The organism is Pediococcus siamensis (genome assembly GCF_047220215.1).
Lineage (GTDB): Bacteria > Bacillota > Bacilli > Lactobacillales > Lactobacillaceae > Pediococcus > Pediococcus siamensis.
Genome location: NZ_CP178375.1, coordinates 1,547,855 through 1,573,678 on the forward strand (window position 1 = coordinate 1,547,855; position 25,824 = coordinate 1,573,678).

30 protein-coding genes are annotated in these 25,824 nt (G+C 42.4%); 4 read left to right on the forward strand and 26 right to left on the reverse strand.

Annotated features, from left to right (window positions below):
• Positions 1–22: 22 nt before the first annotated feature.
• From rplK to ACLJJ6_RS07660, 12 genes are all read right to left on the reverse strand, one after another.
• Positions 23–448: a 50S ribosomal protein L11 gene (gene rplK / locus ACLJJ6_RS07605; RefSeq protein ID WP_057750558.1), complete on the reverse strand. Its 426-nt coding sequence runs from the start codon at positions 446–448 to the stop codon at positions 23–25.
• Between the two features lie 125 nt (positions 449–573).
• The gene (gene nusG / locus ACLJJ6_RS07610; protein ID WP_412988709.1) at positions 574–1,119 is read right to left on the reverse strand and encodes a transcription termination/antitermination protein NusG; all 546 of its coding nucleotides are present in this window, start codon (positions 1,117–1,119) and stop codon (positions 574–576) included.
• Positions 1,120–1,219: 100 nt separating this feature from the next.
• Positions 1,220–1,387 (reverse strand): preprotein translocase subunit SecE, encoded by a 168-nt coding sequence (gene secE / locus ACLJJ6_RS07615; RefSeq protein WP_412988710.1) that lies wholly within the window; start codon positions 1,385–1,387, stop codon positions 1,220–1,222.
• Positions 1,388–1,401: 14 nt separating this feature from the next.
• Complete coding sequence (gene rpmG / locus ACLJJ6_RS07620; protein ID WP_083490520.1) at positions 1,402–1,551, reverse strand: 50S ribosomal protein L33; 150 nt, start codon at positions 1,549–1,551, stop codon at positions 1,402–1,404.
• A 125-nt stretch (positions 1,552–1,676) separates the two neighbouring features.
• Positions 1,677–2,282 carry a sigma-70 family RNA polymerase sigma factor gene (locus ACLJJ6_RS07625; protein WP_412988711.1) on the reverse strand — a complete coding sequence of 202 codons (606 nt, stop codon included), beginning with the start codon at positions 2,280–2,282 and terminating at the stop codon, positions 1,677–1,679.
• A 194-nt stretch (positions 2,283–2,476) separates the two neighbouring features.
• Positions 2,477–3,250, reverse strand: a complete 774-nt coding sequence (rlmB, locus tag ACLJJ6_RS07630) for a 23S rRNA (guanosine(2251)-2'-O)-methyltransferase RlmB (protein WP_412988712.1) — start codon at positions 3,248–3,250, stop codon at positions 2,477–2,479.
• Positions 3,237–3,656, reverse strand: a complete 420-nt coding sequence (locus ACLJJ6_RS07635) for a Mini-ribonuclease 3 (protein ID WP_412988714.1) — start codon at positions 3,654–3,656, stop codon at positions 3,237–3,239. The genes rlmB and ACLJJ6_RS07635 overlap by 14 nt, the downstream gene beginning before the upstream one ends.
• A 4-nt stretch (positions 3,657–3,660) precedes the next feature.
• Complete coding sequence (cysS, locus tag ACLJJ6_RS07640; protein ID WP_412988716.1) at positions 3,661–5,067, reverse strand: cysteine--tRNA ligase; 1,407 nt, start codon at positions 5,065–5,067, stop codon at positions 3,661–3,663.
• Between the two features lie 148 nt (positions 5,068–5,215).
• Positions 5,216–6,703, reverse strand: a complete 1,488-nt coding sequence (gene gltX / locus ACLJJ6_RS07645; protein ID WP_412988718.1) for a glutamate--tRNA ligase — start codon at positions 6,701–6,703, stop codon at positions 5,216–5,218.
• Between the two features lie 87 nt (positions 6,704–6,790).
• On the reverse strand, positions 6,791–7,906 hold the full coding sequence (locus tag ACLJJ6_RS07650; protein ID WP_412988720.1) for a PIN/TRAM domain-containing protein: 1,116 nt from the start codon (positions 7,904–7,906) through the stop codon (positions 6,791–6,793).
• A gap of 35 nt (positions 7,907–7,941) precedes the next feature.
• The gene (gene radA, locus ACLJJ6_RS07655) at positions 7,942–9,312 is read right to left on the reverse strand and encodes a DNA repair protein RadA (RefSeq protein ID WP_412988722.1); all 1,371 of its coding nucleotides are present in this window, start codon (positions 9,310–9,312) and stop codon (positions 7,942–7,944) included.
• A gap of 78 nt (positions 9,313–9,390) precedes the next feature.
• Entirely contained in the window at positions 9,391–9,927 is a 537-nt protein-coding gene (locus ACLJJ6_RS07660) for a dUTP diphosphatase (RefSeq protein WP_412988724.1), read from the reverse strand.
• A gap of 199 nt (positions 9,928–10,126) precedes the next feature.
• On the opposite strand from ACLJJ6_RS07660, the gene ACLJJ6_RS07665 reads away from it, so the two are divergent.
• The 3 genes from ACLJJ6_RS07665 to ACLJJ6_RS07675 all read left to right on the forward strand — a co-directional run bounded on the left by ACLJJ6_RS07665 (position 10,127) and on the right by ACLJJ6_RS07675 (position 12,551).
• Positions 10,127–10,447 (forward strand): GNAT family N-acetyltransferase, encoded by a 321-nt coding sequence (locus ACLJJ6_RS07665; protein ID WP_412988726.1) that lies wholly within the window; start codon positions 10,127–10,129, stop codon positions 10,445–10,447.
• Positions 10,434–11,120, forward strand: a complete 687-nt coding sequence (gene rpiA, locus ACLJJ6_RS07670) for a ribose-5-phosphate isomerase RpiA (protein ID WP_412988728.1) — start codon at positions 10,434–10,436, stop codon at positions 11,118–11,120. Before ACLJJ6_RS07665 ends, rpiA begins: the two co-directional genes overlap by 14 nt.
• Positions 11,121–11,207: 87 nt before the next feature.
• Positions 11,208–12,551 carry an aminopeptidase C gene (locus ACLJJ6_RS07675; protein ID WP_412988730.1) on the forward strand — a complete coding sequence of 448 codons (1,344 nt, stop codon included), beginning with the start codon at positions 11,208–11,210 and terminating at the stop codon, positions 12,549–12,551.
• Positions 12,552–12,611: 60 nt separating this feature from the next.
• Here ACLJJ6_RS07675 and ACLJJ6_RS07680 read toward each other — a convergent pair whose 3' ends face one another.
• From ACLJJ6_RS07680 to ACLJJ6_RS07690, 3 genes are all read right to left on the reverse strand, one after another.
• Positions 12,612–13,283 (reverse strand): 2,3-bisphosphoglycerate-dependent phosphoglycerate mutase, encoded by a 672-nt coding sequence (locus ACLJJ6_RS07680; protein ID WP_412988732.1) that lies wholly within the window; start codon positions 13,281–13,283, stop codon positions 12,612–12,614.
• Positions 13,284–13,285: 2 nt separating this feature from the next.
• Entirely contained in the window at positions 13,286–14,332 is a 1,047-nt protein-coding gene (locus ACLJJ6_RS07685) for a DMT family transporter (protein ID WP_412988734.1), read from the reverse strand.
• Between the two features lie 64 nt (positions 14,333–14,396).
• Positions 14,397–15,350 (reverse strand): AEC family transporter, encoded by a 954-nt coding sequence (locus tag ACLJJ6_RS07690; RefSeq protein ID WP_412990451.1) that lies wholly within the window; start codon positions 15,348–15,350, stop codon positions 14,397–14,399.
• A 150-nt stretch (positions 15,351–15,500) separates the two neighbouring features.
• Between ACLJJ6_RS07690 and ACLJJ6_RS07695 the strand changes: the two genes are divergently transcribed.
• Positions 15,501–16,595 carry an LCP family protein gene (locus tag ACLJJ6_RS07695; RefSeq protein ID WP_412988736.1) on the forward strand — a complete coding sequence of 365 codons (1,095 nt, stop codon included), beginning with the start codon at positions 15,501–15,503 and terminating at the stop codon, positions 16,593–16,595.
• A gap of 147 nt (positions 16,596–16,742) precedes the next feature.
• Here the strand turns inward: ACLJJ6_RS07695 and accA are convergent, their stop codons facing one another.
• The 11 genes from accA to ACLJJ6_RS07750 all read right to left on the reverse strand — a co-directional run bounded on the left by accA (position 16,743) and on the right by ACLJJ6_RS07750 (position 25,691).
• Entirely contained in the window at positions 16,743–17,528 is a 786-nt protein-coding gene (gene accA / locus ACLJJ6_RS07700) for a carboxyltransferase subunit alpha (protein WP_412988738.1), read from the reverse strand.
• Position 17,529: 1 nt separating this feature from the next.
• Positions 17,530–18,324 carry an acetyl-CoA carboxylase carboxyltransferase subunit beta gene (locus ACLJJ6_RS07705; RefSeq protein WP_412988740.1) on the reverse strand — a complete coding sequence of 265 codons (795 nt, stop codon included), beginning with the start codon at positions 18,322–18,324 and terminating at the stop codon, positions 17,530–17,532.
• Positions 18,308–19,651: an acetyl/propionyl/methylcrotonyl-CoA carboxylase subunit alpha gene (locus tag ACLJJ6_RS07710; RefSeq protein ID WP_412988742.1), complete on the reverse strand. Its 1,344-nt coding sequence runs from the start codon at positions 19,649–19,651 to the stop codon at positions 18,308–18,310. The genes ACLJJ6_RS07705 and ACLJJ6_RS07710 overlap by 17 nt, the downstream gene beginning before the upstream one ends.
• A complete protein-coding gene (locus ACLJJ6_RS07715; RefSeq protein WP_412988744.1) occupies positions 19,644–20,048 on the reverse strand; it encodes an acetyl-CoA carboxylase biotin carboxyl carrier protein in 405 nt (134 codons plus the stop codon). Before ACLJJ6_RS07715 ends, ACLJJ6_RS07710 begins: the two co-directional genes overlap by 8 nt.
• 12 nt (positions 20,049–20,060) lie before the next feature.
• Positions 20,061–21,041 carry a beta-ketoacyl-ACP synthase III gene (locus ACLJJ6_RS07720; RefSeq protein WP_412988746.1) on the reverse strand — a complete coding sequence of 327 codons (981 nt, stop codon included), beginning with the start codon at positions 21,039–21,041 and terminating at the stop codon, positions 20,061–20,063.
• Positions 21,042–21,372: 331 nt separating this feature from the next.
• The gene (locus ACLJJ6_RS07725) at positions 21,373–21,873 is read right to left on the reverse strand and encodes a PTS system mannose/fructose/N-acetylgalactosamine-transporter subunit IIB (RefSeq protein ID WP_412988748.1); all 501 of its coding nucleotides are present in this window, start codon (positions 21,871–21,873) and stop codon (positions 21,373–21,375) included.
• Positions 21,873–22,283: a PTS sugar transporter subunit IIA gene (locus ACLJJ6_RS07730; protein WP_412988750.1), complete on the reverse strand. Its 411-nt coding sequence runs from the start codon at positions 22,281–22,283 to the stop codon at positions 21,873–21,875. The genes ACLJJ6_RS07725 and ACLJJ6_RS07730 overlap by 1 nt, the downstream gene beginning before the upstream one ends.
• 62 nt (positions 22,284–22,345) lie before the next feature.
• The gene (locus ACLJJ6_RS07735; protein ID WP_412988752.1) at positions 22,346–22,729 is read right to left on the reverse strand and encodes a DUF956 family protein; all 384 of its coding nucleotides are present in this window, start codon (positions 22,727–22,729) and stop codon (positions 22,346–22,348) included.
• A 214-nt stretch (positions 22,730–22,943) separates the two neighbouring features.
• Complete coding sequence (locus ACLJJ6_RS07740) at positions 22,944–23,858, reverse strand: PTS system mannose/fructose/sorbose family transporter subunit IID (protein WP_412988754.1); 915 nt, start codon at positions 23,856–23,858, stop codon at positions 22,944–22,946.
• Between the two features lie 21 nt (positions 23,859–23,879).
• Complete coding sequence (locus tag ACLJJ6_RS07745; protein WP_412988755.1) at positions 23,880–24,689, reverse strand: PTS mannose/fructose/sorbose transporter subunit IIC; 810 nt, start codon at positions 24,687–24,689, stop codon at positions 23,880–23,882.
• 24 nt (positions 24,690–24,713) lie between these two features.
• On the reverse strand, positions 24,714–25,691 hold the full coding sequence (locus tag ACLJJ6_RS07750) for a mannose/fructose/sorbose PTS transporter subunit IIA (RefSeq protein ID WP_412988756.1): 978 nt from the start codon (positions 25,689–25,691) through the stop codon (positions 24,714–24,716).
• Positions 25,692–25,824 lie beyond the last annotated feature (133 nt).

A 25,824-nucleotide genomic window follows, 5' to 3' on the forward strand; every position in this document is an offset into this window, starting at 1 on the left:
TGGAGTATCCGACTACAACAACCTAGTCTTTGACTTCAAAGCCCATGCTGCGTGCAGTACCTTCGACCATGCGCATAGCAGACTCAACGTTTGCAGCGTTTAGATCTTGCATTTTTGTTTCGGCGATTTCCTTAACTTGATCCTTAGTCACAGTTGCGACTTTGTTTGTGTTAGGTTCACCGGAACCATGTTCAACACCGGCAGCTTTCTTCAAGAGAACAGAAGCAGGTGGAGTCTTTGTGATGAAGTCAAATGAACGATCTTCATACACCGTGATTACAACAGGAATTAACATGCCAGCTTGGTCAGCTGTACGTGCATTAAATTCCTTTGTGAATCCCATAATATTGATACCTGCTTGTCCTAAAGCTGGACCAACTGGTGGAGCTGGAGTTGCTTTTCCGGCAGGAATTTGCAATTTAACAACGTTTGCTACTTTTTTTGCCACGAGACATACCTCCTTATAAGTCCGTGTGTGGTATGATGAGGATTTAAATTTCCTCTCCCACGTTTATATGCACAAAAGCATACTTGAAAAGTATACCATGTAACCTTTAAAAGAACAAACCCAAACTAGTCGAGTTTGTCAATTTGATCCATATCAAGTTCTGTACTGGTTTCACGACCAAACATATTGATGTTAACCTTTAACTTAAGGTTCTTATTGTCAACTTCAGTAATTTTGCCAGTTAAACCAGAGAAAGCACCGTCCACAATCTTAACGGTCTCGCCTTCTTCAACATCAATATTAGCATGCCGCACCGACATGCCCAAGTGACGTAAAATTCGTTCTGCTTCATCGGGAAGTAAAGGTGACGGCTTGCTTCCAGAACCATGAGAACCTACAAACCCAGTAACGCCCGGTGTGTTACGCACAATATACCAAGATTGGTCTGTCATTACCATTTCCACCAAAACATAGCCAGGAAATTCCTTTTTCATGGTGACTTTATCTTTCCCGTTTTTCGTTTCGTGTTCTTCTTCTTCCGGAACGACAACTCGAAAAATGTTGTCTTGCATTCCCATCGATTGCGAACGAGATTCCAAGTTCGCCTTTACTTTGTTTTCATATCCTGAATAAGTATGTAGGACATACCAATTTTTTGCAGCTGTTTCCACGTTAATTTCTCCTTTAAATTTAAACCAAAATAAAAAAACTTCGTCCACACGAAGTTCCAACATGATCATTATAACAAAAAAGTGCCGTCAGCACCATGCTTTACTGGAATAATCCTAAGAAAAGCTGCACTAACCAATCAACCAACGCAAAGAAAGCCACAAAGAAAACAGATAATCCAATGACAGAAGAAGAATCTTTGCGAAGCTGGCGCGCGTTTGGCCACGTTACTTCATGCATTTCTTGAATAACGCTCTTAATAAATTTCATTGAACTGTTTCCTCCTAACGAGTTTCGCGGTGCAGTGTGTGCTTATTACAATGTTTACAATATTTTTTTACTTCTAATCTGGTTGTTCGATTGGGGTTGGCCGCAACTGTATAGTTCCGCGAACCACAAACTGAACAAGCCAGGGCAATTTGTTTTTGAGCCATTATATATATCTCCCTAAATAATCAAACTTAACTCTATCATGACAGTGCCTTTCTGTCAATTTCTATTCTTCGGCAGTGGTTGCCTATGGGTCAAAAATAAAAAGGACCGCAGCCCTTTTCGTTCCCTAATTTTCGTCCCAAGAAATACTCTGTGCAAATTTACTCCGACACCGACTAATCGCATTGGCGATCCGCGACTCTTCACAAGCCAACAGTTCAGCTATTTCGGCAGGTCGTTTACCACTAAAAAAATAGTGCGAAACTTGTGCTTCAAAGTCTGAAAGCTCTGCTTGGTACTGACGACAATCTTCTTTCAAAACGGCCAGCTCGTGCGGACCGCCATGTTTGGTCATGAAAAGCCGCTCGTATTCGCTACCATCGTCTTTCATGGCTTCTAATGAATTGCAAAACAGATTAGAGCGCCGCTTAAAGGCCATTTCACGCCGAATCAAACTATAAACCCGGTTTTGAAAATTAGTACGAAAATACTTGCCCAAGGTGATATGGCGATGCGGATCATAATTAGCGATCGTATTAAAAAAGATAATCCGTCCTTCTTGTAACCAATCATCAAGATCATACCCTCGCAAAAAGTACTTTTTTTGAATGTGAATCACAATCGGGGCGTACTGGTGAAATAAACGTTCAAAACTAGCTGAATCACCTGATTTTGCCTTTGTAATCAGCGCTTTTTCTTCTGAAAGCTCAATTAGGGAGTTTTCGTTAGTCATTTTTTGGCTCCTAACTAGCCTCCTCGAAAAATAAATATAGCAAGAAAAAACACCCGTCACAAGCGAACTGATGTTTTTGTGGTATCAATTTAAACCTTAATAAAGCACTTTAATATGTTATAAGCCTACTAGTTTTGGCCAAAATCTGTCATGTAATTCCCGAAATTGGTCCCCTTTTTGCCTTTTTCTTCACCTTAGAGCGGATGCCGTGTTGAAAAACCTTGGTAAATAAGGAGGCTGGCCGCCACACTCGCGTTCAAACTCTGGACCTGGCCAATCATCGGAATAGTCAGCGTTTCATCCACCTGTTTTTTTAACAGCGGAGAAATTCCCTTTCCTTCGTTTCCAATAATCAAACCGACTGATCCTTTAGCATCCCATTGCCGGTAATCTGTACCGGCCATATCCGTACCAAAGATCCACATCCCTTGTTTTTTAAGTGTCTTGACGGTGTTAACCAAATTAGTCACCCGCATAACGGGCACGTGTTCAATGGCACCTGCCGAAGTCTTCGCAACGGTGCTCGTTAATCCAACCGCACGGTGTTTAGGAATAATGACCCCATGTACGCCTGCCGCATCAGCTGTTCGTAAAATTGACCCCAAGTTATGCGGATCTTCAATATTGTCCAAAATGAGCACAAAAGGCGCTTCTTCCTTTTGACTAGCTTTCGCCAAAATATCATCCAGACTGGCGTATTCGAACGCTGCGATCGCTAAAACTACGCCTTGATGGTTTTGCCCATCAGCTAGGTGATCTAGTTTGTGCTTGGGCACTTGAGACACAATTAATTTGCGTTTTTCAGCCAATTTAACAATATCACGAATCGCATCCGCCTTAAGCCCTTCTTGAACGAACACCTTATTAATAGTTTGCTCCGATTTCAAAGCCGCAATTGCGGGGTGCCGCCCGATGACAAAGTCGCCCTGTGCTTCCTTCGCATGCTTATTTTGGTTATTTTGTGGCATGAGTTACCGTTCCTTTCTCAACTTGTTCAATACACCAATTTGCTAGCCAATCTAGCCGCTCTTGTTGTCCGCTCAAAGATAGGTACCCCATGAGCGCTTCAAACCCGGTTGAAACGCGATAAGTGAGCACAGAGGTATTTTTAGCTGACGTATGACTCTTGGCATTGCGTCCCCGCCGAAAATATTCCTGCTCAGTTTCCGTTAAAATTTTTTGTTGCCTCATGGCTTCTATCAGAGCTGCTTGGGCCTTTGCCGAGACATAATGGGTCGCCGTATGATGTAGCTTTGTTGGTTTAGTGAAACCGAGGTTAATCAGATGTCTTCTAATGTATACTTCATAAACGGCATCTCCTAAGTAAGCAAGTGCGATCCCGTTTAATTGTTGATAATCTTCATTTGTTGTCATTTACTTATTTCCTTTTCCAGCGAGTTCCTTGCGGGGTATCTTCCAAAATAATGCCCTGTGCTTTTAATGTGTCACGAATTTCATCACTCTTTTGAAAATCACGGTTAGCACGTGCGTCATCGCGCTGTTTGATCAAATCTGCGACTGTTGCATCTTCTAATTGAGGCTCTTCAAAAGTCACCCCGAAAATACCAACTAACTGCGCAAATTTTGCCTTTAACTGCACCAATGTTTCACTTTTCACTACTGGTTGTTCGCTATACACATTTAGCAGTTTTGCGAATTCATAAACGACTGCAATGCCATTTTGCACATTAAAGTCATCATCCATCGCGGTTTCAAACTCCTGGGTCAGTCTTGTAATCTGATTTTCGATGTTCGTATCATGCCCGTTTGCCGCACTTTTTAATCGATAATTCACATTGGCATACGCGTTTTTTAATTTCTCCAAATTGTTGCCGGCTTCTGCCAAATTTTCTCTCGTATATTGAATTGGTCGGCGATACTGTGTCGTGGCCATAAACAAACGAAGGATCTGAGGATTCATCTGTGTCACAATATCGTGCACTGTGACAAAGTTTCCTAAAGATTTACTCATCTTTTCGTTTTCATCACCCACCGTCACAAACCCATTGTGAAGCCAGTAATGCACAAATGGTTTGCCAGTTTTCGCTTCACTTTGTGCAATTTCATTTTCATGATGCGGAAACTCCAAATCTTCCCCACCAGCATGAATATCAATGGTATCACCCAAGTATTTGGTAGCCATAACCGAGCATTCAATGTGCCAACCAGGACGTCCCTTTCCCCAAGGGGCATCCCAAGCAATTTCATCTGCTTTTTGCCCTTTCCACAAGGCAAAATCAATAGGATCCTCTTTACGTGCGGTCTCTTCATCATTCGTGTGTTCACTCGCGCCCTGTTCAAGGTCATCGATACTTTGTCCTGAAAGCTTACCATAAGATTTAAACTTGCGTGTCCGATAATAAACATCACCATCGACCGTATAAGCATAGCCCTTATCTAAAAGGACCTGAATAAAATCGATAATTTCAGGAATGTTTTCCGTTGCCCGTGGATTGAGGGTAGCCGGTTCAACATTAATGGCCTGGCTGTCCGCCATAAACGCCTTAATGTATTTATCCGCGACGTTAGCAACCGTTGTGCCTTCTTTTTTGGCTGTATTAATCATTTTGTCGTCCACATCCGTAAAGTTAGACACAAAATTGACCTTATAACCACGATACTCGAAATACCGCCGAATCGTATCAAAGGCAATAATACTGCGGGCATTCCCAATATGAATGTAGTTATAAACCGTTGGCCCACAGACATACATATTGACAACTCCTGGTGTAATTGGCTGAAACGGTTCCTTTTGTCGCGTCATCGTATTATAAAGACTAATCATTCCCAACGGCCTTCTTTCAAAGTTTTTAATCTGTTTTGATTTTATCACATCTCGTCTGAAATACGCAGCAAACCACAATTTTGTCTGTTTTCCTAAAAAAATGGATTGTGCTGAAGCAAAATGCTTCCAGCCAATCCATTTTCATCACTTAGGCTAATTCGTCGATCATTGCCTTCAAATGCGACATTGCCGTTTTTTGACCTAATAATTCAATTGTTTCTGGTAATTCTGGACCGTGCATTTCATGCGTGATGGCAATCCGAATCGGCATCCACAAGGCACGACCTTTGACACCCGTCTCTTTTTGAACCGCCTTAATTGCGGCTAAAATTTCAACAGTGTCAAAAATAACCATCTTTTCAAATTGGGCATACAGCGCCTTTAAAACAGGTAATGCAGTGTCTGCAGCAATTTCTTGTCGTGACTCTTCATCAATTTCATCTGGACCATTAAAGAAGAGATCGGCCATTTCATTGATTTGAGCGGTATAACTCATTTGACGTTTATACACATTGATCAATTTCCGGGCCCACTCGACACGCTCTGGTTCGGGATTCTTTTCAATATTGCCAGCTTTGATTAACTGACGCAGTGCCGAATCCATGACCCGGTCCTCATCGGCAGCTTTGACGTACTGGTTATTGATCCATTCCAATTTTTTACCGTCAAAAGCTGCTGGTGACTTGCTTAGCCGTTTCTCATCATACATCTTGATCAATTCACGTTGTGTGAAAATTTCACTTTCGCCAACTGGTGACCAACCTAACAGCACAATAAAGTTAAGCATCGCGTCTGGTAAGTAACCCAATGAACGGTACTGTTCAATAAATTGAAGGACGCTTTCATCACGTTTACTCAACTTTTTACCAGTTTCACTGTTAATAATCAAACTCATATGCCCAAACTTAGGTGGTTGCCAACCAAAGGCTTCGTAAATCATTAACTGCTTAGGTGTATTCGCCACGTGGTCATCCCCACGGAAAACATGAGAAATTTCCATTTTGTGATCATCGACAACCACCGCAAAGTTATACGTCGGCATGCCATCCCGTTTTTGAATGACAAAATCCCCACCGATAGTGCTGGAATCAAAAGAAACTTTGCCCTTCACAATGTCGTCCCAGCTGTATGTCTTGTGTTCCGGTACACGGAAACGAATTACCGGTTGTAAACCTGCCGCTTTGGAGGCTGCAATTTTGGCCTTAATTTCGTCTTCAGTCATGCCTGCATATTCGTATTCATAATGCGGCATTTCACCACGTGCTTTTTGCGCTTCACGCTGCTTTTGAAGTTCTTCTTCCGTCTCGTAGGATTCATAAGCTAAGTCTTTATCCATGAGTTCTTGAATCAACGGTTGATAAATAGCTTTACGTTCAGACTGACGATAAGGACCGTAGTCACCAGGTTTGTCAGGGCCTTCATCCCAATCCAAACCCAGCCACTTCAAGTTTTCAAGCTGGCTTTTTTCACCATCCTTGATATTACGACTAGTATCGGTATCCTCAATCCGAATAATAAACTTACCTTTATAATGGCGAGCAAACAGATAGTTAAACAATGCTGTTCGCGCATTACCAATATGCAAATGACCAGTAGGACTTGGTGCATAACGAACACGAATCTTACTTTTTGCCAAAATTAACGCCTCTTTCTTATTTTTTCACATTTTCTTGCCTAATCAATTGTACAATTGCCGTTCAAATAAATAAAGGTACAATCTGGGCTATTTTCCAGACTGACGATCAGGAATGCCACGCGTTGAATGCGTAGGCTTGGCGAAAATCATCCGCCCTGCATCGGTTTGTAAAGCGCTGGTAACGACAACATCCAACTCCTGATTGATGAAGTATTTACCTTCTTCAACCACGACCATGGTACCATCATCCAAATAAGCCACACCCTGTTGACGCTCAGTTCCGTTTTTAACAACCATCACATGCAAGCTTTCCCCAGGAATCACCCGTGGCTTCAACGCGTTTGCCAAGGCATTGATGTTAAGGACCTGAACATTTTGAAACTGACTGACTTTATTTAGGTTAAAGTCATTGGTCACAATGACAGCATCCTTATCCTTAGCTAATTGAATCAGTTTACTATCAACTTCTTCAATTTCCTCATAGTCGCCCTCATACATTTCCACGGGGATCATGTGTTCATTTTGCAACTTGTTCAAAATGTCTAGTCCCCGCCGTCCGCGAACCCGTTTGATACTGTCTGAAGAATCCGCAATGTACTGCAATTCATACAACACAAAATTGGGCACCAATAGCGTTCCTTCAATAAAGCCCGTCTTAATCAGGTCATAAATACGACCGTCAATTAAAATATTAGTATCCAAAATCTTGTACTGATGGAAGTTATCGGAAGCTTTGCGTTCCAGCACATTTTTAGCATTATCCGACTCCTTACGGCGACTAAAAAGTTTGCGCCATTCATCGGCTTGGGTAGTTCCAATCCGAAATCCCAAGTATCCAAAAATAAGCATCAAGATAATCGGAACAACCGTATTCAAAAAGAATATTGGCTGCCGGTAAAATAACGTTGAAATTAAAATAGCTAACACCAAACCAATAACTGTAGATAAACTCCCATACAGTAACCGAACTGGCGGTATTTTAGAAATTTGCTTCTCAAGTCTGCTCACTAATCGCTCGACATAGCTAGCTAAGAACAACGAAAGAATAAAGAAAATAATTGCTCCAACCAAGAAATTTGTTACCGAATTACTTAGCCACCAATGATCTCCCAACGATAGTAACACCCATAGTGGCGGTAATAAAATCACACCTAACGCACCGCCAGCTAAGGCAAAAACTGCTTTAATAATATTTTTTTTCATTAATCATCCCTCCTCTCAGGTCTATAGACTCTAAATCAACTAAAAATCTTCCGTAACGCTTCCGTTAAGGTCGCCACACCGACAACTTCAATTCCGGCGGTCGGTGTCCACCCCTGGAGATTATTCTTCGGCACGAAAATCCGCTTGAAACCTAATTTTTGGGCTTCGGCAACCCGTTGTTCAATCCGATTGACCCGCCGAATTTCACCGGTTAATCCGATTTCACCTACAAATGAATCCATTGGATCTGTACCCTTATTGCGATAACTAGATGCAATACTAATGGCAATTGCTAAGTCAATCGCCGGTTCATCCAACTTTACACCGCCCGCCGCTTTAAGATACGCATCTTGATTTTGTAACAGAAAGTTAGCCCTTTTTTCAAGTACCGCCATAATCAACGACACCCGGTTATGGTCTAACCCACTCGCCGTGCGCTTGGCATTCCCATAAGTGGTTGGTGTAATGAGTGCTTGAACTTCAACTAAGATTGGCCGGGTTCCCTCCATTGAAACGACGATTGCCGAGCCCGTGGCATCCTTTAAGCGCTCTTCCAAAAAGATTTCAGAAGGATTGGCTACTTCCTTTAGGCCGGTTTCCCGCATTTCAAAAATACCCAACTCATTAGTCGAACCGAACCGATTTTTAACGGCCCGTAATATCCGGTAAGTGTGATGTAAGTCACCTTCAAAGTAAAGAACCGTATCCACCATGTGTTCCAGAATCTTGGGTCCAGCAATTGCACCGCCTTTTGTGACGTGACCCACAATAAAAATGGTGATGTTGTTTGTCTTGGCGATCTGCATTAATTCCGCAGTGATTTCACGGACTTGAGCCACACTTCCGACTGCTGACTGAATTTCTGGCTCTTGCATCGTTTGGATTGAATCAATAATCACGTAGGTTGGCTTCAGTTCCTTAATCGCCGCCTGAATATTAGTCATATCCGTTTCCGGATACAAATAAAAGTTCTCACTGGCCACATGTAAACGATCGGCGCGCATTTTAATCTGAGCAGCACTTTCTTCACCAGAGACATACAGCACACGATGCTTCGTCTCACTTAGTTGCCCCGAAATTTGCAGCAAAAGCGTTGATTTTCCAATTCCTGGATCACCACCAATGAGTACCAAGGATCCCGAAACAATACCACCACCTAAGACCCGGTTAAATTCTTCCAGGCCGGTTTTAACCCGGGGCGTTTCACTCATATCCACCTGACTAATTAATTGCGGTTTTGCATGGTGTCCTTCAAAACTGACCCGCGCCTTATGATTTTCTTTTTCACTGGCCACACGCTCCTCAACCAACGTGTTCCATTGACCGCAACTAGGACAGCGCCCTAAAAAGCGCGGCGAGACATAGCCACAATTCTGACAAACAAATTGAGTTTTAGCCTTTGCCATTTGGTATAGTCCTCCTTAATTTTAGCATATTCTTGGGTATTCGATTGCCCAGAGTGTCAATTTTTGAACGTTTCTTGCTTATTTTCCAGAAGAGCCGAATCCACCTGTCCGTTTTGTTGCTCGTTCATCGGTGCCATCGGCTTTTAAATAAGGCATAAAGATGCCCTGACCAATCCGCTCTCCTTTTTTGATCGTCACGTCTCTTAACCCCATATTGATCAGTTGAAAAAAGATTTCGCCTTCATTGGCTGCGTTATTATAGTAATCTGCATCAATAATGCCAACCCCGTTAGGCAAAATAAGATTCCGTTTCAACGGGCTGCTGGAGCGATTGGCGACGAGCAGGTACTCGCTGTCTTGCATGTAGGCTTTGATTCCCGTTGGTACTAAATAAGGCTTAAGATCTTGGCTGCCCTTTTTAAGATCTTCTTCACTGATCGTTTTTTGATGATGTAGTGCCCACAGCACCTTTAAAAAATTAGTTTTCCAAATTGAGGGTAAAACAAAATCTTCGGCTGCTTCAAAGTCGTAACCGGCAGCGTGTTCGGTGGTTCGATAAGGTAAATTCAAATTCTGATTCTGATACTTTGTCACCACTTCAAATCCTCGTTGCATAGTTTCTAATTCCCTTCTATTTCTCATTTAATGTTAAAATTCGCAAAATATATCTAGTCTTGTTATATTATCCGTTTCTGCGTGCACTTTGTAAACTGATACAATGCGATAAATAAAGAAACTTAACTTTCCAATTGACTTTCCAAAATGGAGAAGCGACAATTAAGCATGAAAGACAAATTTACAAGGAAGTGCTTTGATGGAATTTACCAATGATGGCAACCAAATCACGTTTACTTACCACGAAAAAGTTGGTGGTCGTGCCGCCTATTTCTTAATTCGAAACGGGCAAACTTTAGTCATTGAACAAATTTTTGTAAATCCTGAGCTTCGCGGGCAAGGACTGGCACAAAGGTTATTATTGGCTTGTATCAACTATGCGAAAGCAAACCAAAAACAGATTTATCCCCTGTGTCCTTATGCGCAATCTTATTTTAAACAGCATCCCGAGTATCAGGACTTGATTGACACTACCCCACCTAGTCAAGAAGAAACGGAGCAGAAAAATGGATCAAAATGAACTGAAAAAATTAGTTGGACAAGAAGCCGTCAAGTTTATCCAGGATAAAATGGTCGTTGGCCTTGGTACCGGTTCAACCGTCAAATTTATGGTGGATGCTTTAGGTGAACGCGTGAAAAACGAGCACTTGCAAATTATTGGTGTTCCCACTTCTAATCGTACTGCTGAGCAAGCCCGCAGTTTGGGCATTGAAGTTAAAGCCGTCGATGAAGTTGATCACATTGATTTAACGATTGATGGGGCAGATGAAATCAGCGCTGATTTTCAAGGTATCAAAGGCGGCGGGGCTGCCCATTTATTTGAAAAAATTGTGGCTACCAACTCTGATAAAGTCATGTGGATTGTCGACGAGTCCAAAATGGTTCAGCACCTTGGAAAATTCCCTCTCCCGCTTGAAGTTATTCCTTATGGTAGTCAGCAGGTCTTTAAAAAACTGGCAGCCAAAGATTTGCATCCAGAATTCCGGCTTGACTCAGCTGGCAAGCATGTTTTAACAGATTCCAAAAACTACGTCATTGATTTACACTTAGGGGCAATTGCCCACCCGCATCAACTGGCAGATTATCTAATTAAACAAGTTGGCATTGTGGAACAGGGCCTATTTTTGGACATGGTCAATACAGTTATTGTGGGTCGGCAAAATGGTCCCGAAGTCATCCAAGCGCGTCCCTAAACCTTTTTTAATCAATATTTAAGCATTTACTAATTATTCTTTTTCGACTACAATGGTTTATATATCTTAGCTTAAGGAGTGACTACATTGAGTAATAGTATTTCACAAGAACAAATTGCTCGTTATGCAAAACATTATAACGATCAAAACAAATCTAAAGTCCTTGAACGCGCGGTTACCAAAAATGGTATTTTAGCAGCCAGCGAAGGTTTGCGCGGCGGAGCTGATTTCAGTCCTGTTTTTTCAATCGATCTCGAAACGGGTTCCGTTTCTAACCAACGCCAAAGTGGTCGTTGCTGGATGTTTGCCGCATTAAACACAATGCGTCATCACCTTTCAGAAGAATTCAAATTAAAGGATTTCGAACTGTCCCAAAATTACACTTTCTTCTGGGACAAATTTGAAAAATCTAACTGGTTTTACGAAAACATCATTGCAACAGCAGACAAGCCAACTTCAGACCGGAAAGTAGCTTGGTTACTAAATGAACCTCAAGGTGACGGTGGCCAGTGGGATATGTTATGTGCCATCATCGACAAATATGGTATTGTCCCTGAATCTGTTTATCCAGAAACTTACAATAGTAACAAATCAAACGAATTCAACACCCTCTTAAACGAAAAACTTCGTAAAGATGCCGTTGAACTACGTGAATTAGTGAATGCTAATACACCTAGTGAACAAGTTCAATCCCGTAAAGAGAAGCTTTTAGAGGAAGTTTACCGCATGGCTTCTTATAGCTTCGGCGAACCACCTACAACTTTTGACTGGGAATATCGTGATGATGACAAGAATTACCATCGCGAAGCTGGGTTAACACCTAAATCCTTCTTCGAAAAATTTGTGGGTTGGGATTTAACCAACTATGTTTCAATTATTAATGCCCCAACTGCTGACAAACCATTCAACCATACCTACACAATTGAAATGTTGGGTAACGTTGTCGGCGGTCGTCAGGTTAAGCATTTAAATTTAAACATGCGTGACTTCAAACAAGCTGCCATTAACCAACTTAAAGCTGGCCACAGTGTTTGGTTTGGTTGTGATGTAGGTCAACATTCAGAACCTCGCAAACGCGGTCTCCTCGACTTAGGTGTTTATGATGAAGAATCCCTTTTCGACATTGATCTTTCCATGTCAAAAGCAGAACGCTTAGATTATAGCGAAAGCTTGATGACACATGCCATGGTCATTACTGGTGTCGATCTTGTTGACGGCGAACCAAAGAAATGGAAAGTCGAAAACAGCTGGGGTGAAAAAGTTGGGACTAAGGGCTACATGGTCATGACTGACGAATGGATGAGTGAGTACTGCTACCAAGTTGTGGTAGACAAACAATACTTAACCGAAGCACAACGTCAAGCTCAAGCCGAGGAACCAACCAAATTATTACCTTGGGATCCAATGGGCGCTTTAGCTTACAAAGACTAATAAAAAATTCATTGCGCTAATAAAAAAGCTGGAAAATTAATTTTCCGGCTTTTTTTCTGTTTAATCTAGCACTTCTTTACTGATGATATTCAATTGATCATCAAATTGGTAAACGATCGGCTCCCCGTTTGCCACTTCAACCCCATCAATTCCCTCGTCACTAATTTGTTCCAAATACTTAATCAATGCTCGTAAGGTACTGCCGTGCGCCACAACTAACTGGTTATGTCCATTCAGAAGCTGGGGCGCAATCTCGTCTGTCCAGTAAGGTAACAGGCGGTTATAAACCATTTCTAGGCTCTCCCCGCGGGGTTCAACATCGCCTAACTGCACGTAGCGGCGATCAGACTCTGTAGTTTTCAAAAGCGGTGGTACTGCTTTAAAACTGCGCCGCCACAGAGCTACTTGATGGGCGCCAAAGGTTTTTCTGGTTTCGTCTTTATTCTGACCGCGCAAAGCCCCATAGTGACGCTCGTTTAACCGCCAAGCTTTGTGGACTGGTAGCCAGTTTTGATGAATTTGATCCAGCACAATATTTGCAGTTACGATGGCCCGCTTTAACAAGGAAGTGTGCACATCTGTAAATTGAATTTTTGTTTGCAATATCAGCTTTCCCGCCTGCTTAGCTTCTGTTCTACCTTGCTCGGTAAGCGGCACATCGCTCCAACCTGTGTAAACATTATCACGATTGGCGATGCTTTGGCCGTGTCGCAATAAGACTAAATACGCCATTTTTAATCCTCATCTTCAACATTTGAATTATAACTCTTAACTTTACTGATCAAACTTTCGCCAGGTTCACGCTCCCGTTCTTTTTCAGGATAAACTGGTTGTCCCATTTCAGAACGAATTGATTTCGAGCGGTTCCCGATAAATGTAATAACAGAACCTAACAAAATAATAACAATCCCAATAATGGTTGGTAAACTAATTTGTTCACTTAGGATAAAAGCAGCCAAAATTGGTGCTAACGCTGGTTTAATAAAGAAAACGAGTGAAGCTGTGGATACGTCTGAAGTTTCCATGGCTAAAAAGTAAAATGCAAACCCCCCACCCGTCACACAAACTCCGATAAAGAATAATAACGGTAAATATTGCCAACTAATATTTTGAATGACTGGGATGTTGACAAATTGCTTCAAGAAGCCAACTTGCCCCATTGCGTGACTAACTACCGGTACGTGGGTTAACAAGACCACAACGGCTAATTCCACAGTTCCTGTCAAGAAGGTAAAACAAGTCATCACAATCCCATTTAAATCGCGCTTTTGAGAACCATAGCGGGAAATAATACTATACAGACCAAAAGTCAATGCGGACGTTACCGCTAATGTAAGGCCGACAATATTAGTCAAATGGGCCGGATTAACAATGACCAAAAGCCCAATAACTGATACCACAACAGAAATCAAATTGGCCCGCCCCAGACGCTCATGCAAAATCAAATAAGAAAAGAGCAGCGCAAAGACCGGATTACAACTAAACAACACCGCCACTGTCGCAGCTGGCGAATAAACAATTGCCAACTGGTAAAGTGTCATACTAATGATGACACACACAAAGCCAGTAATCGCAAACAAGCCTAAATCCCGCCAGTCAAGCCGGCGATTTTGTTTTTTTAAGGCTCTCACCGCAATCGGCAGCAGCACTAACCCACCGACGGCAAAACGGATCAGGTTCAGCTGAATCGGGTCAAATGCCCCACCAGCCATCTTTAAGGCAATTTCCATCAAACTAAACATTAAAGTTGAAAAACTAATGTACGCAACTGTTTTTCTCAATTTCTTTATTATCTCCCAAATCTTTTATTTACGTGAAGTTTCGTTCCAATTGAGACGTCGAATCTCAGGTAATGACGCCTGATTTCACAAACAACATTAAAAGCGGAATAACCGCTAAACTCAATAACGTTGTTTCAGTCACCATAATGGCTGCATACTGTTCGTCCGCATGATACAGCTTCGCAACTACCGGTGCATTGGTCATCACTGGCATTGCGGATTGAAGAATGAAAACTTGTTTCATCAACAATGGCACTGGCATCGGTAAAACCAAAAATGTCATGAGCAGCGGTGCAAAAATAAACCGCCCAGATAAAACTCCTAAGCTATCCCGATCAATCGAGACATTCTGTATGCCAGCACGCTGGATGGCAATTCCGATAAAAAACATCGATAAGGGGATCGTCAAACCACCAATGTATTGACAGTCTGTTAAGATAAATTGAGGTAACTGGATGTGGAGAATCACCAGGACAACACCGACCATAAATCCTAGTAACGGTGGCGAAAAAATCTTACTAAGCGTGGTTTTAAGGCTGAACGCCTGTTTTTGAGTTCCGTCGCGTTGAATCAGCCAAACACCCAAAGTCCAAAAAATTGTGGTGTTTGCCATGTAATAAACTAAAACGTAGGGAAGACTCTGATTTCCAAAGAGGGCCATATTGACCGGTAGCCCAATAAATACGGTGTTAGAATTCAAAAACATCGATGCAAATAGACCACGATGTTCATCCTTTATTTGCATTACCCGGATAAGGACCGCTGCTAAAGCAAATAAAATCAGCATGGATAAAACCGGGAATCTTAAATCTGGTAGTGTACTCAAGAGCCGTTTTGCAGTAAAATCATTTGTGATTGTGCTGATCATGTAAGCAGGCAAGGCAATCTGTGTAACCAGCTTTGCAATCAAGCGCGAAGAACTTTCATCAAACCATTTGCGCCATGAAAGTACGTAGCCAATTGCGATCATCACAATAATGATAATGACACCTTGAATACTATGTATAAAAATTGTGATTTTATCCCTTCCCTAGTTGGTGTATGATAAATGAAACAATGATTAGTATAGCATATTTTCACAGGTCATTTTCATAAATGGCCGATAAAATACAGAAGCTAACACTAGAAAACGTTTTAATTTCAAATTCCGAAAAGAGGTCAATAATTAGTGAGCGAAAAACATATGCAAACGCCCAAAAAGAACCGGCGTAAAATTTGGTGGCTAGTGGGTATCATCGTCTTAGTTCTGGCAATTTTGGGAGGCTTCAAAGCTTACAGTATGTACACGAATGCACAACATACGGCTAAGCAAACCTATCAAAAGGCTAAAACTCCCACGATCCGTAACGTTTCAAAAGTCATCAAAAACAAAAAACCGTTGAACGTTTTAATTCTGGGAACCGATACGGGCGCCCTTGGTCGAAAAAATAAGGGGCTAAGTGATACGATGATTGTTGCCACTCTAAATGCGCAAAAAGAAACGACCTACATGACGAGCATCCCGCGGGATACTGAAGTCACCATTAATAATACAACGGAAAAGATTAATGCCGCTTATACCATTGGTGGTGCTTCTCAATCGATCAAAACCGTTCAAACCCTGCTTGATGTTCCGATTGACTTTTACGTGGTTATGAATATGGGCGGCTTAAAAGAATTAGTAAATTCGGTGGGTGGCGTTGACGTCACACCGCCACTGACTTTCAAATACGGCGCTGCTAACGTAAAAAAAGGCGTCAAAACCCATCTTAATGGTAAACAGGCGCTTTCGTACTCGCGCATGCGTTACGATGACCCGGATGGGGATTATGGTCGTCAGAAACGGCAACGACAAATTATCCTTGCCGTTGTCCGCAAGGCCCTTTCAATTAGTTCCGTAACCCGGTTCCAAACAATTTTGAATTCAGTTCAGAAGAACATGAAAACAAACCTCACGTTTAATGATATGTTAGCCTTACGTTTTAGTTATAAAAATGCTTCCCATCACATTAAGTCAACCACGTTGGAAGGCGAAAGTCAGACTATTGATGGCCTTTCCTATCAGGTAGCTTCCTTATCTGAACGGCGGCGTGTCTCTAACAAGATTCGTAAAGAACTCGGTCTTTCTGCTACCAAAAAGTTGACGGATACCACGAATACAACAACTAATCAGACAACTACATCAGCTTCATCCAGCAGCACGGACACCGGTACAACGTCCGCTTATGATAGCTCAACTTCACAGACCACAAGCTCTTCAGCAACACCCAATCCGGCACCATAATCAAAAAGAGAATAAAAAATCAACTTTGTTACCTAGGCTTACCTGTAAGTAAGATACGCCCAAAAGTTGATTTTTATTCTCTTTTTTTAAAGATAACGTGCTGAAAAATCCTGTGCGGCCACTTCAAACAATTAAACGTACAACGTCCTAATTCAGACGTTGTTCATTAACGACATGCATAAACTTTTCTCGACGCTGCTTAACCAACTCTAATCCAGATAAGTGATCTAACTGCTGTAAATTACTTTGTAAGGCAGCATCAATCCGTTTAAAAATTGATTTAGTTGGTGTTTCAGAAATTATCTGATCGGCAACACCAATTTTATGTAACTGGATGGCGGTCATCAGTAAATAAGCACTGGCATCCTGAGTTTGCGTTTGATTTTTTAAAATTGCCTGAACTGCTTCGGGTGAAGCCACAGAAAAAAGTGCGTTTTCAAGCATCATAATTCGATTAACATTGCTGAAAGCCAGAGCACCGCCACTATGACCTTCACCTAAAAACAGCGTCATATTGGGTACTTTTAGTTGTCCCATTTTTAGAATCAAGTCTGCGATGGCTTCACTTTGTCCGTGCTGTTCTGAAAAAACACTGGCATCCGCCCCTGGCATATTCAGCAATGAAATCACTGGTCGTTGAAACTTTTCAGCTGCTTGAACAACCCGCAAAGCTTTCCGATATCCTGTTACACGCACAGCACCACCATTTACTTGCTGGCGTTGTTGCGGTGTTTTTCCTCGCTGGACACCTAAAATTGTAACGGGGTGGGCGTGAAACCTAGCCACCCCGGCAATGACAGCGGGGTCATCCCCCAGTTGGCGATCCCCATGCACTTCAAAGAAATCCGTAAATAAGTTCCTAATTACCTCTGGTGCACCAAGTCGTCCAGGTGAACGAATTAAAGCAATCTTTTCTGCTAACGTGTTCGTCATATTATTTCACCTCGTAACCATGCAGCTGCAATAATGTTGTCAGTTTTTTACGGATTGTTTCGCGCGTGACCACTTGATCAACCAAGCCATGAGCCAAAAGATCCTCAGCGGTTTGAAATTCAGGCGTCAACTGTGCGTGCGTGGTTTGCTGAATGACCCGCTTACCGGCAAAACCAATTTGCGCATGGTCCTCAGCCAACACATAATCCGCCTTAAATCCAAAGCTGGCAGAGACCCCGCCCATCGTGGGGTCCGTTAAGACATTAATCACCAAGTTCTTTTCCGCCAAAAGCTCAGCCCAATCGTTTAGAATCAAGTTCATTTGCATTAAGGCATAAATCCCCTCCTGCATTCGGGCGCCCCCAGAAGCAATAAACAAAATCAGCGGTTTGTGCTGAGTCTCTGAGAGCTGCATGGCTTGGCGGATCGCTATTCCCACCGTTTCATTTAGCGTTCCCATCATAAAATGACTATCCATAATTCCCAAAACTACTGGAATTTGGTGAATAGTCGCCGTCCCGATTTGAATGGCTTCCGCTTCTCCAGATTGTTGTGCGGCTTTTTTTAATTTGTCATCATAATTTGGAAAATTCAGAAAATTGGCGGTTTGTGCTGTCAGCGCCACTGACTGCCAACTATCGTGATCCACGGTGATTTGCAAGCGTTGGCCCACTGACAGGCGCTGCAGCCGATGACAAAAAGGACACCGAAAATACGGTGCCCATTGCAGTTCATGGACATGACGCCCACAGTACTGGCACGCTTGCCACCGATTTTTTTCAGGCATATGACTCATTTTTGGCTTCCTCCATTAATTGGGCTACCGAGTGAATATGATAACGATCCTCAATAAACGATCGACTCTTCACAATCCGCTTTAATTCTGCTAAATTCGTTCCAATTCCATCAATCTGGATTGCTGCCAAAGCGGCTTGCATTTTCTTAATCGCTGTTGGTCGGTCCTTAGCATAGACAATGATTTTGGCTAAAAGCCGATCATAAAAGGGGGTGACCAGATCACCAGCCTGAAATCCTGTATCAATTCGAACTGCTGGTGGCAACTTAAACTGGGTTAATTTTCCTGATTCAAATATCTGCGCTTTTAAATCATTTTCAGCATTTAATCGACATTCGATTGCGTGTCCTTTGAAGTCCAAATGAGGTACTGTAAATGGCATTTTAGCCGCCACTTTAATTTGTGCACACACAATGTCAACCCCACTAGTTTCTTCGGTGACACCATGTTCCACCTGTAGTCTCGTGTTCATTTCTAAAAAGTAAAATTTATGGTGCACAAACAAGAATTCAACCGTCGCCAGGCTTTCATACTGCGCCTCATCCAACAATTGGTGCACCAAGTGGTACAACTGCTGGCGTTCCTTTGACGTCAGGATACTAGCATTACTTTCTTCGATAACTTTTTGGCGGTGCTTCTGCAAACTGCAGTCACGATCGCCTAAAATAACCAGCTGCTTGGGTAATCCTAGTACTTGAACTTCAATATGGCGTGCATCTTCAAAATCACGTTCCAAATAGATGGCACTGTCCAGAAATGACGTCCCAGCCTCTTCTTTAACCACCTGATATTTGGCTAATAATTCCTTAGCTGAACGTGCAACCCGTATACCTTTACCACCACCACCGTGACTGGCTTTTAGTAACACTGGATAGCCCAGTGCACTAGCCTGCGCGTAGAGCTCAGTCTCACTTGTGATGAGGCCTGAACCAGGGATAATCGGCAAACCACGCTGCTGCGCAATTTTTCGCGAATGCGTTTTATCTGAAAAATCGTGAATCAGTTGTGGTCGCGGACCGATCCAAGTTAGACCGCATTCAGCACACATCTGTGCAAAAAGCTCATCTTCAGATAAAAAACCGTACCCCGGATGAACTGCGTCGGCATTCGTATTAATTCCTGCCATTAAAATAGCCTCTCGATTTAAATATGAGGCCTTCGCGCTGGCCGGACCAATACAAACTGCTTCATCAGCCAACTGCACAAATAGGGCTTTGCGGTCGGCTTGCGAATAAACCGCAACAGTCGCAATTCCCAATTTTCGACAAGCTTTGATAATCCGCACGGCAATTTCACCGCGGTTAGCAATTAGGACCTTCTTAAACATTAGCGTTACCCTTTACTAACGTCACTAGCGGCTGACCATATTCCACCGAATCGCCATTTTTGACGTGCACCTGTTTGATTGTGCCCGGTTCAGGGGCCGTCACGTCATTGAATAACTTCATGCTTTCAATTTGGGCAACGACCTCGCCGCCAGTCACCAATTGCCCTACCTTAAGCTGATTTTCAAAGTGGATAACTCCCACCATGGGACTTTTAATCGCAAATTCATTTGCTTTTGTTTCACTAGCCGCAGCCGGTGAAACAGGATCAGCCACAACAGGCTTAGTCTGATCCCCTTTTTTGACATGCAGTTTTACTTGATCGAATTCAAGTTCCACCTCACTAAAATTCATCTTTTCCAATTTATCTAATAATTGATTCAGAGCGGCTAAATCCAAATAAATCACCTTCTAAAAATTAATTAACATACTTGCATAATCCAATCCAGCCCCAAAACCCGTTAAGAGCACTTTTTGCGGCCGATCCCCATTTCGTGTCAGGTGGTCTAAGGCCATCGGAATTCCTGCCGAAGAGGTATTACCCGCCGTCGTCACATTCACCGGAAATTTTGCCATCGGAATAGCGAGCGTTTGACTGATTTTTTCAATAATTCGTAAATTAGCCTGATGGCAAATCACAGCATCGATTTTAGTGGCATCCAATTGATTCTTAGTGAGAATGGCCTGCATTTGCTTTGGTACTGTCCCCGTCGCAAATTCAAACACAGCGCGCCCATCTTGATAAAAAGCATCCGTTTTAGGGTAATTATCTGCAGATATTTTTTGAATTGGTGCCACCCGGCCACTATGAATAGTTTGGTGCTGACTACCAACACTTTGTAATTTTTCATCGATGAAAAATTCTTGGCTGCTATCCGTGGTTGTCTCTAACAAAGCACCGCCAGCACCATCGCCAAAGAAGACGGCTGCCGTTCGGTCCTTAAAGTCCATCATTTTAGAATTGGTTTCGCCACTGATCACCATGGCGTTGTGATAATGTCCGGAACGTAAAAACTTTTCGGCAGTGCTCAGTCCAAAAACAAATCCAGCACAGGCAGCCGAGACGTCCATTGCAAACGCATTGTGAGCACCAATTTTGTCTTGCACAAGACAAGCGGTCGCCGGAGTCAAACTATCCGGTGTAATCGTTGTGACAATAATTAAATCGATTTCTTCAGCACGTAGCCCGCTTTTTGCTAGTAACTGATGGGCCACCTGCGTACACAAGTCAGAGGTGTTCTCATTTCCCATCGCAAAATGACGCGTTTTAATACCAGTGTGGCTTTGAATCCATTCATCACTGGTATCCATAATTTTACTCAATTCAAAGTTATCAACCACGCGCTTTGGGACATAACTGCCGGTTGCCGAAATTTTAATATTCACCGTCATATTGCTTCCTCACTTATACCTATTTCCTTTATTTTACCAATCTTTTCGTCAATTGGGTAATTTAGACCGCCATCACATTGAAATCTTAAACTATCAAAATTTTAAGTAGCTGTTTTGCTGCCCAAGCCTTCACTTCATGACAATAAAAAAGGCGCAACCGGAAAAAGCTCCCAGTCTCTGCCGGTCTTTAAATTTTAGTTAATAGCCGCAAGTAGGGAAAAGGCTAGTTTCTCCCCCTTTGACGACAAAAGTCGAATGATCCAAGAATGAATCATTCGACTTCCGCTGTGACGTTTGAAGGTAAAACACCCTTTCTAACGCTCACCTATCTCTATAAATTATTTTTTTCAAGCATCGGAATAATCTCTTTTTTTCCATCGCTAGGAACCTTCTGAGCAAAAACATCAAGTCCGAGCTCATGCAGTGTGCGAATTGCAGCCGCTTCTTCTTTGCCCACCGCTATGGTATCGTTTAGCATTGTCATCCCCTCAGAATAAGCCAAGCTCCCCACATCGATTCCCAAACGGCTTAAATCGACACCACCATTAACGAGTCGCAACATATCCTGAACGGTTTCTGTCAGCAACAAAATTTTGAAAGAATCAAACATCGGCTCATGATAAAGCCGGAGCATTTTCTCGACCGTTATCACATTCGTAGGGACTCCCATCGGGGCCGCTTGCGTAATCAGGGTTTTGCGCAAGTCATCGTTGGCCACGTTATCGGAAACAACCAAAATACGATTAGGATGCACATTCTTTGTCCAAGAAGTTGCCACTTGACCATGTAATAAACGACTATCAACCCGGGCTAACAAAATTTCCATTGGCATTACGCTTCGTCCTCACCATCTTGAATATCTAAATGCCGGACCCCAGCTTTAGCCGTTGCCTCTAAATGAGCCACAACTTCCGCTAAGGCACGATCTCGCACTGTATAAGCCTCAACCAACATGGGCAGGTTCAATCCCGAAATAAGGCTCATTTTCTCGGTATTGCCGGAAACAATTTCCGTAGCCACGTTAAATGGCGTGCCACCATACAGATCTACCAAAAAGATAACTTGACTGGCTGGCGAAAAACTAGCAATCGCCTTTTCGTAAGCCTGCTTTAATTCTTCTGGACTCTCATTGGGCAAGAAATTGACCGCAGCAACCTGTTCTTGCTCACCAAAAATCATAAATGACGATTTGCGCATACTTTCAGCTAAATCACCATGACTGGCAATGACATAAGCAATCATAAAACTGAGCTCCTTTCAAACCAAATGTCTATGGAGACGATCTTTCCGACTAGCCGTTTGCGTTACGACTTACTTTTGCGGGTAAAAAGATTCTTCACACCGCGTTTCACAACATCCCAAACACCCAATGAACTCACAATGTGGCTGGGATCAACGTATTCGCGAATAGCGCGTAAAACTTTTTTTGGATCTTTTGCCGCAAAGGAATAGGTCCCATTTTTCTTGGTTCGAATCGCGAATCGTGGAATCCACTTTCCTTTAAAAACGACTGAGACAATGACATAGTCGACTTCTCCCCAAGGAATTTGGACGAATTTCCTGACATCACGGTCATTAAAGAACTCAAAACCCCGGTTTCCCACCATGATTTTTCCGTAATCTGTCATTCCCAGAAAAGACGTTCCCTCAGCGACTAAATCAACTTTTGTATTAATTGATTGTGGCATTTAAATTTGCTCCATTTCTACCTCTTAATGACCATAATTATAAGGCGTTTTCGTGATTTACGCAAAACAATTTCATTTTGCACTCTCAAACCAGTTTTCCTAATCTTACTTAACTAAAAAAATAAGTAAAATCATTTCTGACTTTACTTATTTTTACCTCACCATTGAAACTCGGCAACGTGAATCTGTAATTGTTTCCAGTTACGGGCTAATTTTACATTAAACCGATAACGTGGAAAACAACACCGACAACGAACAAGCCAAGGATAACAACCAATGGAGAAACTTTCTTCTTCAATAACCACATACATAAGAATGTCAAAAGAACGGCAGCAAGTCCTGGAATCAAGAGATCCAAGTTATCTTGCAATGTTGTGACCTTATCAATGGTTAAGGAACGGCCATCTGCTTGTTGAATTAAGGCTTCCTTAATTCCAGCAGCACCACTTGGTAAACTGTTCCAATCAATGTAGGCACCTTTAGACTGTTTAACCGTGGAGACAACCGGTGTGAATTTAACCACAACCCACCGGTTAACTAACGCCCCAATGATAAACATACCGACAATTGAAGCAACTTTAGTCACGTTTTGTAACAAACCACCGGACAAGTCATTTGTAATCGCACTCCCGGCTTTGTAACCAAATTCCTGTGTATACCACATGAATCCCATACGAATTGCATTCCAAGCAACAAAGTAGAGGATTGGACCCATAATATTGCCACCCATAGCTAATGAAGCAGCAACGGCACCAATGATTGGTTTTACAGTGTACCAGAAGACAGGGTCACCAATACCAGCGAGGGGTCCCATCATACCAACTTTAACGTTTTGAATCGTCACATCATCAATTGGGGCACCATTTGCACGATCCTCTTCCAGAGCTAATGTCACACCAATGATTGGTGAAGCTAAGTAAGGATGCGTATTAAAGAATACCAAGTGACGTTTTAAAGCTGCGGCACGTTCTTCTTTTGTTTTGTAAAGGCGTTTGATTGCTGGAATTAATGAAAATTCCCAGCCACCGTTTTGCATACGTTCGTAGTTCCATGAACCTTGAATGAAAGTTGAACGCCACCAAACAGAAATACGATCTCTTTTTGTTAATTTTAATTGTTTATCTGCCATTTTGTGTGCTCCTCCTTTTCTCTAATAGTGATCGATAATATCGCCAACAGGATCGCCAGTGCTTGAACCGCCACCGTTGTTACCAGATCCGCCTTGTTGTGAAAGTGAAAGGTAGATCAAAGCAAGGGACAAGCCAATGGCACCGAGGGCAATCAATGTTAACTCACTAATTGTTGCCAGAACGAAACCAATTGCGAAGAATGGCCAAACTTCACGAGTTGCAATCATGTTGATAACCATTGCGTATCCAACGGCCACAACCATACCACCACCGATTGACAAACCATCTGTCAACCAGGTAGGCATTGCATCCAACATTGCTTTCACAGGGCCAGCACCAACAGCTAAGATCAAAGCTGCAGGAATGGCAATACGAACACCTTGCATACAAATTGCAATAACATGCCATGTTTCAACACCGCGGATGCTACCACGTTCTGCAGCTGCATCCATTAAATGAACGATAGCAGTTGCAACGGTACGTGCAATAATGGTTAAAAGTAATCCAGCAACTGAAAGTGGAATGGCAATAGCAATGGCTGAAGAAACGCCCGCTTTGCCCTGACCGCCAAGAACTAAAATAATTGCAGATGCGACAGATGCTAAAGCAGCATCAGGAGCAACAGCGGCACCAATGTTAGCCCAACCTAAGGCGATCATTTGTAAGGATCCACCCAAGATCATGCAGGGAACTAAATTGCCTGTTACAAGACCAATTAATGTACATGCGATAACTGGTTGATGAAAGTGAAATTCATCCAAAATTCCTTCCATCCCAGCTAGAAATGATACAAAGATAACTAATATCACTTGAATAGCATTTAAACTCATGATTATTCCTCCGTTTTCTTAAAATTAAGCATTTTTCTGCTTGTTTAACTCTTCTTGGGCTTTACGTAAGATAGCGTCCATATCACCTTTAGAATCAGTTGGAACTTTACGAACATCAAAGCTGACGCCGTCTTTTTCTAACTTCTTAAAGGTATCGATGTCATCTTGGTCAAAGGCCAAAACTGTATTTGGTTGTACCTTACCAACAGAATGGGACATTGAACCTACATTGACTGTCTTCAAAGGAACGCCACCCTCAATTGCTCGTAACGCATCTTGAGGTGTTTCAAACAGCAGTAACGCTCGTTGACCACCAAAGTGTTTATCGTCCTTAGCCAATTTAATCATTTGATCAATTGGAACCACGTGGGCTTTAACACCGGATGGTGCAGCTTGTTGAATCATGCTCTTCCGTAAATCATCATGGGCAACGTTATCGGAAACAACGATGATTCGAGTTGGGTTAGTCGTCTTTGTCCAAGCTGTAGCAACTTGTCCATGAAGTAAACGAGAATCAATCCGTGCCAAAACATATTCAAACTTCCCAGGTGTGCCTGCATTTGATGGCTGTGCAACAGCTGGTGCTGATTTTTCGGCAGGTTGTAATTCTTCAGGACGAACCTTGATCCCTTCAACCCCTGTTTCAATGATGTGTGCCGCGATGTCACGAGCACTATCCATTGACATTCTTGAAGCATATGCCTCAATTAACATTGGTAAATTTAAACCGGCAACAATGGCCCATTTATCTTTGTGCGCTTCAAACAAGTTGTTAACCTGATTGAACGGTGTGCCGCCCCAAAGATCAACCAAGAACAAAACTTCATCTTGGTTTTCGAAAGAAGCGACTGCCTCTTCCAACTTTCCTTTAATGTCATCGGGTCCTTCGCTGGGTTTTAAAGTTACAGCCTTGACGTCTTTTTGTTCACCAAAGATCATCGAACCGGACTGTAAAATGCCGTTGGCGAATTCACCATGACTAGCAATGATAATCCCTACCATTTCTATACCTCCTAATTATGATTGTTACAGTAAATAAAATAATAAATAATTTCTTAAAATCTCCTGTAACGCTAAATTTTGTTGAATCAGACGTTGATACGTTAAGTACAAGACCATCATTTTTGCACTCACT

Excerpts from the sequence above, each read along its gene's own strand:
- ACLJJ6_RS07750 (WP_412988756.1), bottom strand. The coding sequence starts at position 25,691 with ATGGTAGGGATTATCATTGCTAGTCATGGTGAATTCGCCAACGGCATT.
- cysS (WP_412988716.1), bottom strand. The coding sequence starts at position 5,067 with ATGATTAGTCTTTATAATACGATGACGCGACAAAAGGAACCGTTTCAG.
- ACLJJ6_RS07625 (WP_412988711.1), bottom strand. The coding sequence starts at position 2,282 with ATGACTAACGAAAACTCCCTAATTGAGCTTTCAGAAGAAAAAGCGCTG.
- ACLJJ6_RS07680 (WP_412988732.1), bottom strand. The coding sequence starts at position 13,283 with ATGGCGTATTTAGTCTTATTGCGACACGGCCAAAGCATCGCCAATCGT.
- rpiA (WP_412988728.1), top strand. The coding sequence starts at position 10,434 with ATGGATCAAAATGAACTGAAAAAATTAGTTGGACAAGAAGCCGTCAAG.
- ACLJJ6_RS07720 (WP_412988746.1), bottom strand. The coding sequence starts at position 21,041 with ATGACGGTGAATATTAAAATTTCGGCAACCGGCAGTTATGTCCCAAAG.
- rlmB (WP_412988712.1), bottom strand. The coding sequence starts at position 3,250 with ATGCCACAAAATAACCAAAATAAGCATGCGAAGGAAGCACAGGGCGAC.
- ACLJJ6_RS07665 (WP_412988726.1), top strand. The coding sequence starts at position 10,127 with ATGGAATTTACCAATGATGGCAACCAAATCACGTTTACTTACCACGAA.
- ACLJJ6_RS07725 (WP_412988748.1), bottom strand. The coding sequence starts at position 21,873 with ATGCCAATGGAAATTTTGTTAGCCCGGGTTGATAGTCGTTTATTACAT.
- secE (WP_412988710.1), bottom strand. The coding sequence starts at position 1,387 with ATGAAATTTATTAAGAGCGTTATTCAAGAAATGCATGAAGTAACGTGG.
- radA (WP_412988722.1), bottom strand. The coding sequence starts at position 9,312 with ATGGCAAAGGCTAAAACTCAATTTGTTTGTCAGAATTGTGGCTATGTC.
- rpmG (WP_083490520.1), bottom strand. The coding sequence starts at position 1,551 with ATGGCTCAAAAACAAATTGCCCTGGCTTGTTCAGTTTGTGGTTCGCGG.
- ACLJJ6_RS07740 (WP_412988754.1), bottom strand. The coding sequence starts at position 23,858 with ATGGCAGATAAACAATTAAAATTAACAAAAAGAGATCGTATTTCTGTT.
- ACLJJ6_RS07730 (WP_412988750.1), bottom strand. The coding sequence starts at position 22,283 with ATGATTGCTTATGTCATTGCCAGTCATGGTGATTTAGCTGAAAGTATG.
- ACLJJ6_RS07705 (WP_412988740.1), bottom strand. The coding sequence starts at position 18,324 with ATGAGTCATATGCCTGAAAAAAATCGGTGGCAAGCGTGCCAGTACTGT.
- ACLJJ6_RS07650 (WP_412988720.1), bottom strand. The coding sequence starts at position 7,906 with ATGAAAAAAAATATTATTAAAGCAGTTTTTGCCTTAGCTGGCGGTGCG.
- ACLJJ6_RS07660 (WP_412988724.1), bottom strand. The coding sequence starts at position 9,927 with ATGCAACGAGGATTTGAAGTGGTGACAAAGTATCAGAATCAGAATTTG.
- accA (WP_412988738.1), bottom strand. The coding sequence starts at position 17,528 with ATGACGAACACGTTAGCAGAAAAGATTGCTTTAATTCGTTCACCTGGA.
- ACLJJ6_RS07745 (WP_412988755.1), bottom strand. The coding sequence starts at position 24,689 with ATGAGTTTAAATGCTATTCAAGTGATATTAGTTATCTTTGTATCATTT.
- ACLJJ6_RS07735 (WP_412988752.1), bottom strand. The coding sequence starts at position 22,729 with ATGCCACAATCAATTAATACAAAAGTTGATTTAGTCGCTGAGGGAACG.
- ACLJJ6_RS07710 (WP_412988742.1), bottom strand. The coding sequence starts at position 19,651 with ATGTTTAAGAAGGTCCTAATTGCTAACCGCGGTGAAATTGCCGTGCGG.
- ACLJJ6_RS07635 (WP_412988714.1), bottom strand. The coding sequence starts at position 3,656 with ATGACAACAAATGAAGATTATCAACAATTAAACGGGATCGCACTTGCT.